Raw genomic sequence first — 7393 nt, forward strand, 5'->3', positions numbered from 1 at the left:
CCGAATCGATCTCGTGGGGCGACAAGGGCAGTGGCTGCCAGTTGCGAAGGCGCAGCTGCTTGTAGCCCTGGAACAGCCCGCAATCCATCAGCATGCTTTTGCCGTTGTGGCGCACCAGGTATTTCGACCCGGTCACGGTGCCGGATCCGCCCAGGAAGGTGATGCTCACGCTCATGTGTTTTTCTCCCGTTGCGGCAAGCCTCCATGGTATGCGCTGCGTAGATGGCCCTCAGCGGGGGCGCTGCTCAGTCCTTGGGGAGTCTTGATGGTCATCAACGATGAGACTTGGGATTGGCGGTTCGTTCTTGGGGGCGATGCATGAAAAAAGCGACCCGGCGTAAACCGGGTCGCTTTTTGTGGAGGCTACAGCGCTGCCGCCTGGCCGTGCGCTGGTGCAGCGCACGAAAACCGGTCAGCTGAAGAAGTTCTTCAGACGGTCTGTCCAGCTCTCGCCGCTGGGCGAATGGCGTGAGCCGCCTTTTTTCAGGGACTCTTCCAGTTCGCGCAACAGCTTGCGCTGGTGCTCGGTGAGCTTGACCGGCGTTTCCACCGCGATGTGGCAGTACAGGTCGCCAGGGTAGCTGGAGCGCACGCCCTTGATGCCCTTGCCGCGCAGACGGAACTGCTTGCCAGCCTGCGTGCCCTCGGGGATATCAATGGCCGCCTTGCCCGCCAGCGTGGGCACTTCGATCTCGCCGCCCAGGGCCGCCGTGATGAAGCTCACGGGCACCTGGCAGTGCAGGTCATCGCCATCGCGCTCGAAGATGTCGTGCTTCTTGATGCGGATTTCGATGTACAGGTCGCCCGGTGGGCCGCCGTTGGTGCCTGGCTCGCCGTTGCCGGTGCTGCGGATGCGCATGCCATCGTCGATGCCCGCAGGAATCTTCACTTCCAGCGTCTTCTGCTTCTTGATCTTGCCCTGGCCATGGCACGCGGTGCAAGGCTCAGGAATGATCTTGCCCGTGCCGCGGCAGTGCGGGCAGGTTTGCTGCACGCTGAAGAAGCCCTGGCGCATCTGCACGGTGCCAGAGCCCTGGCAGGTGCCGCAGGTCTTGGCGCTGGTGCCTGGCTTGGCACCGCTGCCGTGGCAGGTGTCGCACGAATCCCAGGACGGGATACGGATTTGCGCATCCTTGCCGCGCGCTGCTTCTTCCAGCGTGATCTCCATGGCGTAGCTGAGATCGCTGCCACGGTACACCTGGCGGCCACCTGCGCCCCGGCGCCCGCCCTGCTGGCCGAACATGTCGCCGAAGATGTCGCCAAACGCCTCGGCAAAGCCGCCAAACCCTTCTGCTCCACCCCCGGGGCCGCGCATGTTGGGGTCTACCCCCGCGTGGCCGTATTGGTCGTAGGCGGCCCGCTTCTGCGGGTCGGAGAGCATCTCGTAGGCCTCTTTGGCCTCCTTGAATTTCTCCTCGGCGGGCTTGGCTGCATCACCCTGGTTGCGGTCGGGGTGGTGTTTCATCGCCAGCTTGCGATAAGCCTTCTTGATTTCTTCGTCCGAAGCGTTTTTGGCAACGCCCAGGACTTCGTAAAAGTCTCTTTTCGACATGGTGATCTCTGGCCCGGTTGGAACAGGAACGCCGCGCAAGCCTGGGAGCCTGTGTGTGCAAGCTCTTTCGGCCCCGCGCGGCGGCTGGGGTCAACGCGAGGGGCGATTAGCCCTTCTTGACTTCCTTGACCTCTGCGTCGACCACGTTGTCGTCGTCAGCGGGCTTGGCAGAGGCACCGGCCGAGGCGCCTGCGCCTTCTGCGCCGCCTGCCGCCTGGGCTGCTTGCGCGGCCTGCGACTCGGCGTACATCTTCTCGCCCAGCTTCTGGCTGGCAGCCATCAGCGCCGTGGTCCTCTCGTCGATGGCGGCCTTGTCCTCGCCCTTCAGAGCTTCTTCCAAAGCCTTGACGGCCTCGGTGATTGCGTCCTTTTCGGCGGCTTCCAGCTTGTCGCCATGCTCGGCCAGGCTCTTGTTCACGCTGTGCACGGCAGCTTCACCCTGGTTGCGGGCTTGCACCAGCTCCAGCTTCTTCTTGTCGTCGGCGGCGTTCAGCTCGGCATCCTTCACCATCTTCTGGATTTCTTCTTCCGACAGGCCCGAGTTGGCCTTGATAGTGATCTTGTTTTCCTTGCCGGTGCCCTTGTCCTTGGCGCCCACGTGCAAGATGCCGTTGGCGTCGATGTCGAACGACACTTCGATCTGTGGAACACCACGGGCTGCAGGTGGAATGCCTTCCAGGTTGAACTCGCCCAGCAGCTTGTTGCCCGAGGCCATTTCACGTTCACCCTGGTAAACCTTGATGGTCACGGCAGGCTGGTTGTCGTCGGCCGTCGAGAAGGTCTGTGCGAACTTCGTGGGGATGGTCGTGTTCTTGGTGATCATCTTGGTCATGACGCCGCCCAGGGTCTCAATGCCCAGGGACAGGGGGGTCACGTCCAGCAGCAGCACGTCCTTGCGGTCGCCCGACAGCACTTGGCCTTGAATGGCGGCGCCCACGGCCACGGCTTCGTCAGGGTTCACGTCCTTGCGGGGGTCCTTGCCGAAGAATTCCTTGACCTTCTCTTGCACCTTGGGCATGCGGGTCATACCGCCGACCAAGATCACGTCGTTGATGTCCGACACGCTGATACCGGCATCCTTGATGGCCGTGCGGCAAGGGGCGATGGTGCGCTCGATCAGTTCTTCCACCAGCTGCTCCAGCTTGGCGCGGGTCAGCTTGATATTCAGGTGCTTGGGGCCCGAGGCGTCAGCGGTGATGTAGGGCAGGTTGATGTCTGTCGAAGCCGAGTTAGACAGCTCGATCTTGGCCTTTTCAGCGGCTTCCTTCAGGCGTTGCAGGGCCAGCACGTCCTTGGACAGGTCAACGCCTTGTTCTTTCTTGAACTCGCCAATGATGTAGTCGATGATGCGCTGGTCGAAGTCTTCGCCGCCCAGGAAGGTGTCGCCGTTGGTCGACAGCACTTCGAACTGCTTTTCGCCGTCCACGTCAGCGATTTCGATGATGGACACGTCGAACGTACCGCCGCCCAGGTCATACACGGCAATCTTGCGGTCGCCCTTTTCCTGCTTGTCCAGGCCAAAGGCCAGGGCTGCGGCAGTGGGTTCGTTGATGATGCGCTTGACTTCCAGGCCTGCAATGCGGCCAGCGTCCTTGGTGGCCTGGCGTTGTGCGTCGTTGAAGTACGCAGGCACGGTGATCACGGCCTCGGTCACGGGCTCGCCCAGGTAGTCCTCGGCGGTCTTCTTCATCTTGCGCAGGATGTCGGCAGACACTTGCTGGGGCGACAGCTTCTTGCCGCGCACTTCCACCCAGGCGTCGCCGTTGTCGGCAGCCACGATGGAGTAGGGCATCAGGTCGATGTCCTTTTGCACTTCTTTTTCGGTGAACTTGCGGCCAATCAGGCGCTTGATGGCGAACAGCGTGTTCTTGGGGTTGGTCACGGCCTGGCGCTTGGCGGATGCGCCGACGAGGATCTCGCCGTCTTCCTGGTAAGCGACGATGGAAGGCGTGGTGCGTGCACCTTCGCTGTTTTCGATCACGCGGGTGGTGTTGCCCTCCATGATGGCGACGCAGCTGTTGGTGGTGCCCAGGTCAATGCCGATGATTTTTCCCATGATTTTTCTCCGAATGCTTGAATAGTTTGGATGTCTAGTAACTTGTGGATAACTTGCGTTAGTTCAAGTCGTCCCTCTCGATTTACCTTAAAAAATTTATTTGGGGGCGCTGACAGTGACCAGTGCAGGGCGCAGCACACGCTCCGCAATCACATACCCCTTTTGCAGCACAGTCACGATGGTGTTGGGCTCTTGCTCAGAAGCCACGACGCTGATCGCCTGATGCTGGTGTGGGTCGAACTTGGAGCCCGCTGCGGGATTGATGGCCAGCACCTTGTTGCGTTCCAGAGCTGAGGTGAGTTGGCGCAGGGTCGCGTCTGCTCCTTCGCGAAGTTGCTGGGGCGTGGCTTCCTTGATGGCCAAGGCTGCATCCAGGCTGTCTGCCACGGGCAGAAGGCTTTCGGCAAAGCTCTCGATCCCGAACTTGCGGGCTTTGGCTACTTCGTCTTCGGCGCGGCGGCGGGCGTTTTCCGCCTCTGCCTTGGCGCGCAGGAACTGGTCTGCCAATTCAGCACTCTTGGCCTTGAGCTCAGCCAACTCGCCTTGCAGGCGCGCCAGCTCGTCGGAGGCATTGGCGGCCATGGCGGCTTCCACTTCCTCGGGGGACGGGGCGGCTGATGAAGATGTGTTCTGGCTGTTGTCGGACATGTCGTAGTCTTTGTAAATAAAACAGTACGCGCGAGAGCTTGGGGGCTTTCGCTGAATTTCAAGTCGTGGGGGCAAAAGAACCTTGGTTTGGCCCTTGGAGCGGCTGTTTTTCCAGGAGCTTGCCCAGTATGGGAAAGGCAAAAAGCAGCCAGAGTGTACAAGTGTGCTGCCAAAGGCTATAATTTCCGGCTTTGCCTTGCCACACCGCACAATCTCGAAAAGATTGGGACGCAGCGGGCGGCTTCATCCAAAAGGAGTATGCATGCGTCATTACGAAATCATTTTGTTGATCCATCCGGATCAAAGCGAACAAGTTCCAGCGATGCTGGAGCGCTACAAGGGCATGATCACCGCCGGCGGCGGTAAGGTGCACCGCGTGGAAGACTGGGGCCGTCGTCAACTGGCGTACCTGATCAACAAGCTGGCCAAGGCCCACTACCTGTGCGTGAACATCGAAGCCGACCAGGCTGTGATGGCTGAGCTGGAGCATGCCTTCAAGTTCAACGACGCCGTGCTGCGCCACCTGACTGTCCAGAAGAAGAAGGCTGAAACTGGCCCATCTTCCATGATGAAGACTGTTGAGCGCGAAGAGGCCCGCAAGGCCAGCCAAGCCGAGTACGCAGCGGCTGGCGAGCGCTGATCCATCCACTTTGGAGTGGAGAACCGCGTTGTCTTGACGGCGTGTATCGCGGAGGCAGAGTCCTTGCGATACACCCCGGCCGGATTGCCCGCCATCACCCTGCGGCTCGAGCATGAGTCGCAGCAAACCGAGGCAGGTCACCCGCGCAGTGTCAAGGCAGCTATGAAAGCGGTTGCGTTTGGAGCCATGGCAGAGCGCTTGGCACGCCAGAACATCGGAAGTCTCTGGACTTTCACCGGTTTTCTGGCCACTCCGCGCAACGGCAAAAACGCAGTGCTCCACATCCAGGATATTCAACAAAATTAATTTTCAAGGGGTCCGCAATGGCCACGTTCAAGAAGTTCAACAAAGACAAGCGCCCTAAGCGCAACACCCAGTCCCTGCTGTTCAAGCGCAAGCGTTTCTGCCGCTTCACAGTGACCGGTGTGGAAGAAATCGACTACAAGGATGTCGATACCCTGCGTGATTTCATCGCCGAAAACGGCAAGATCATTCCCGCGCGCCTGACCGGCACGCGCGCCATCTACCAGCGTCAGCTGAACACCGCCATCAAGCGCGCTCGCTTCCTGGCCCTGGTGCCTTACAGCGACCAGCACAAGATCTAAGGAGCACAACCCATGCAAATCATTCTGCTCGACAAGGTTGTGAACCTCGGCAACCTCGGCGAAATCGTCAAGGTGAAAGACGGCTACGCCCGTAACTTCCTGATTCCTTCGGGCCGTGCTCGTCGCGCCACCGAAGCTGCCAAGGCAGAGTTCGAAGCCAAGCGCGCTGAACTCGAAAAAGCTGCTGCCGCCAAGCTGGCAGAAGCCCAAGCCCAAGGCGAAAAGCTGGCTGGCACCACCATCAAGCTGACACAAAAAGCTGGTGTGGACGGCCGTCTGTTTGGTTCTGTGACCAACCATGACATCGCTGAAGAGCTGAACAAGCAAGGCTACAAGGTTGCCAAGTCTCAGATCCGCCTGCCCAACGGCCCTATCAAGGTCGTGAGCGAAAGCACTGTGAGCGTTGCTCTGCACACCGACGTGGTGGTGGAAGTGACGGTTTCGGTCTACGGCGAAACTGCCTGATTTCCCTCAGGCAATCCAAGCAAAGCCGCCCTCGGGCGGCTTTTGTCATTGGATCGGCCTGATTTGTACAAGATTGCCCACCTGCAGTCCACAGATTGCTCACAGGCTTATCCCCGCAGGTCATGTGCCTGTGTGAGGAAGAGCATTCAGACATCGTTCGGAGAATTTCCTATGTCCGCAGTCTTTCCTCCCCTAGATGACCAAGGCTTTGCAGCACCCAATGTTCAGGACAGTGAGGTGGCTCGTTTGCGCATTCCACCCCATTCGGTGGAAGCGGAGTCCAGTGTGCTTGGGGGATTGCTGCTTGACAACAATGCCTGGGACCGCGTGGGAGACTTGCTGACCGAAAGCAACTTCTATCGCCATGAGCATCAACTGATCTTCACAGCGATTGCGAGCCTGGTGAATGCCAGCAAGCCCGCCGATGTGATTACGGTGTTTGAACACCTGCGCAGCCTGGGCAAGGCAGAAGAGGTGGGGGGGCTGGCGTACTTGAATAATCTGGCGCAGTACGTCCCCAGCGCCAGCAACATCCGTCGCTATGCCGAAATCGTGCGGGAGCGATCCATCCTGCGCAAGCTGGTCACCGCCAGCGATGAGATTTCCACGAACGCGTTTGATCCGCAGGGCAAGACCGTCGAGCGCATTCTTGATGAAGCAGAAGCCAAGATTTTCGCCATCGGCGAGGAAGGCTCGCGCAACAAGCAGGGGTTTCAGTCGCTCGATACGCTGGTGATCGACCTGCTCGACAAAGTGCAGGAGATGGCTGACAACCCGGCGGACGTGACGGGAGTGCCCACAGGCTTTGCTGATCTGGACCGGATGACTTCGGGGTTGCAGGCGGGCGACATGATCGTGTTGGCGGCCCGTCCTTCGATGGGGAAGACCTCGTTTGCAGTGAACATTGCCGAGCATGTGGCACTCAATGAAGGCCTGCCTGTCGCCATCTTCTCCATGGAAATGGGCGCTGCTCAGCTGGCCGTGCGTATCGTGGGGTCGATTGGACGTGTGAACCAGGGCAACTTGCGAACCGGCAAGCTCACGGACGACGAGTGGCCGCGCCTGACCGAGGCGATTGAAAAGCTGCGCACAGTGTCGCTGCACATCGATGAAACCCCTGGCCTCACGCCAGGCGAACTCCGCGCCAACGCGAGGCGCTTGGCGCGCCAATGCGGCAAGCTCGGGCTCATCGTGGTGGACTACCTGCAGCTCATGAGCGGCTCGGGCGCGGGCAGCGCCGACAACCGTGCGACCGAACTGGGGGAAATATCCCGGGGTTTGAAGATGCTGGCCAAGGAGCTGCAGTGCCCGGTGATTGCGCTCTCTCAGCTGAACCGTTCGGTGGAGCAGCGCACTGATAAGCGCCCGATGATGTCCGACCTGCGTGAATCGGGCGCCATCGAGCAGGATGCGGACATCATCATGTT

Annotated in this window: 8 protein-coding genes and 1 pseudogene; 5 read left to right on the plus strand and 4 right to left on the minus strand. The window is 60.0% G+C overall.

Annotated features, from left to right (window positions below):
- The 4 genes and pseudogenes from AADJ04_RS17045 to grpE form a co-directional block, all read right to left on the minus strand.
- Positions 1-175, minus strand: a pseudogene (locus AADJ04_RS17045) (MBL fold metallo-hydrolase); the annotation flags it as partial.
- A 237-nt stretch (positions 176-412) separates the two neighbouring features.
- Complete coding sequence (dnaJ, locus tag AADJ04_RS17050) at positions 413-1552, minus strand: molecular chaperone DnaJ (protein WP_142083637.1); 1140 nt, start codon at positions 1550-1552, stop codon at positions 413-415.
- 106 nt (positions 1553-1658) lie between these two features.
- Complete coding sequence (dnaK, locus tag AADJ04_RS17055; protein WP_341240343.1) at positions 1659-3608, minus strand: molecular chaperone DnaK; 1950 nt, start codon at positions 3606-3608, stop codon at positions 1659-1661.
- 96 nt (positions 3609-3704) lie between these two features.
- The gene (gene grpE, locus AADJ04_RS17060) at positions 3705-4256 is read right to left on the minus strand and encodes a nucleotide exchange factor GrpE (RefSeq protein WP_207373486.1); all 552 of its coding nucleotides are present in this window, start codon (positions 4254-4256) and stop codon (positions 3705-3707) included.
- Between the two features lie 262 nt (positions 4257-4518).
- On the opposite strand from grpE, the gene rpsF reads away from it, so the two are divergent.
- The 5 genes from rpsF to dnaB all read left to right on the plus strand — a co-directional run.
- Positions 4519-4896 (plus strand): 30S ribosomal protein S6, encoded by a 378-nt coding sequence (rpsF, locus tag AADJ04_RS17065; RefSeq protein ID WP_015013245.1) that lies wholly within the window; start codon positions 4519-4521, stop codon positions 4894-4896.
- Between the two features lie 15 nt (positions 4897-4911).
- Positions 4912-5202, plus strand: coding sequence for a primosomal replication protein N (gene priB, locus AADJ04_RS17070; RefSeq protein ID WP_312780769.1), 291 nt, complete (start codon positions 4912-4914; stop codon positions 5200-5202).
- A 17-nt stretch (positions 5203-5219) separates the two neighbouring features.
- Positions 5220-5501, plus strand: a complete 282-nt coding sequence (gene rpsR, locus AADJ04_RS17075) for a 30S ribosomal protein S18 (protein WP_044397946.1) — start codon at positions 5220-5222, stop codon at positions 5499-5501.
- Positions 5502-5513: 12 nt separating this feature from the next.
- The gene (rplI, locus tag AADJ04_RS17080) at positions 5514-5966 is read left to right on the plus strand and encodes a 50S ribosomal protein L9 (protein WP_198846689.1); all 453 of its coding nucleotides are present in this window, start codon (positions 5514-5516) and stop codon (positions 5964-5966) included.
- Between the two features lie 171 nt (positions 5967-6137).
- A partial coding sequence (gene dnaB / locus AADJ04_RS17085; protein WP_341240344.1) for a replicative DNA helicase occupies positions 6138-7393 on the plus strand: 1256 nt, incomplete at its 3' end.

The sequence above is a fragment of the uncultured Acidovorax sp. genome (assembly GCF_964021665.1).
GTDB classification, from domain to species: domain Bacteria; phylum Pseudomonadota; class Gammaproteobacteria; order Burkholderiales; family Burkholderiaceae_C; genus Acidovorax; species Acidovorax temperans.

Excerpts from the sequence above, each read along its gene's own strand:
- rpsR (WP_044397946.1), top strand. The coding sequence starts at position 5,220 with ATGGCCACGTTCAAGAAGTTCAACAAAGACAAGCGCCCTAAGCGCAAC.
- rpsF (WP_015013245.1), top strand. The coding sequence starts at position 4,519 with ATGCGTCATTACGAAATCATTTTGTTGATCCATCCGGATCAAAGCGAA.
- dnaJ (WP_142083637.1), bottom strand. The coding sequence starts at position 1,552 with ATGTCGAAAAGAGACTTTTACGAAGTCCTGGGCGTTGCCAAAAACGCT.
- dnaK (WP_341240343.1), bottom strand. The coding sequence starts at position 3,608 with ATGGGAAAAATCATCGGCATTGACCTGGGCACCACCAACAGCTGCGTC.
- grpE (WP_207373486.1), bottom strand. The coding sequence starts at position 4,256 with ATGTCCGACAACAGCCAGAACACATCTTCATCAGCCGCCCCGTCCCCC.
- rplI (WP_198846689.1), top strand. The coding sequence starts at position 5,514 with ATGCAAATCATTCTGCTCGACAAGGTTGTGAACCTCGGCAACCTCGGC.